The 766-nt window shown below is 69.7% G+C and carries 2 protein-coding genes; both read left to right on the plus strand.

What is annotated here, in order from left to right; genetic code table 11:
* Nucleotides 1-233 (plus strand): 2'-5' RNA ligase family protein (locus QWZ14_RS29015; RefSeq protein ID WP_290320550.1); only part of this gene is annotated, 233 nt, incomplete at its 5' end.
* A gap of 13 nt (nt 234-246) precedes the next feature.
* A complete protein-coding gene (locus QWZ14_RS29020; RefSeq protein WP_290320551.1) occupies nt 247-684 on the plus strand; it encodes a hypothetical protein in 438 nt (145 codons plus the stop codon).
* The last annotated feature ends 82 nt before the right edge of the window (nt 685-766 follow it).

The following is a 766-nucleotide window of genomic DNA, read 5'->3' on the forward strand; positions in this document are numbered from 1 at the left end:
CGCTCGCCACGGCCATCGACGCACGGTTCGGACTCCGGAGGCGGTTCCCGTTCCACCCGCACGTCACCCTCACCTACTACAAGCCCGACGAGGAACTGGACCGCGTCGCCGAGGCGCACAAGGGATTCCGGGCCGTCTGCGAACTCACCGCCATGACCGTGTCCTTCGGGGCCAGCCCCGACACCATGCCGCCCGTCATCACCTGGGGTCCCGGCACCACCTACGCACTCTGATCGGAGCACCGGCATGACCACCCCTGACGAACTCCAGCGCCGCATCGACTCCCTCCGCGGCACCACCGCCGACATCCGCACCATCGCCGGGCTCCTCCTCCTCGCCCCTGGCGGGGCGCTCGCCGGCGCCGGGATCCTGGGTAGCCTCCACGGCACCGCTCACATCCTTGGGTCGTGGGCACTGATCACCGCAGTCTCCATCGCCGCACCGATCGGAACCGCGATCGCGCCCCGCAGGCCGGCCACGCGCCGCCAGTCCCGCGCCGAGATCATCACTGCCGCCGAGCAGCGCGCCGCCGGAGCCTCAGAGGCGATCGAGCAGCAAGCCGCTGAGATTGAACAGCTCCAGGACATCGTCGATGCCAAGTGGGGGTGGATCGGTGTCGCGCTCGGGCTCGGAGGGCTCGCGTTGATCCTCGCCGCGGCCGCCGTCATCACCCACACCATCTGACCTCGACCGCCGGAGTGCCCCTGCCTCTTAGAGGAAGCGGGGGCACTCCGGCATCCGTCAGACCTACGCTCATGTAGTGGAC

Source organism: Paeniroseomonas aquatica (genome assembly GCF_030409335.1).
GTDB lineage: Bacteria > Pseudomonadota > Alphaproteobacteria > Acetobacterales > Acetobacteraceae > Belnapia > Belnapia aquatica.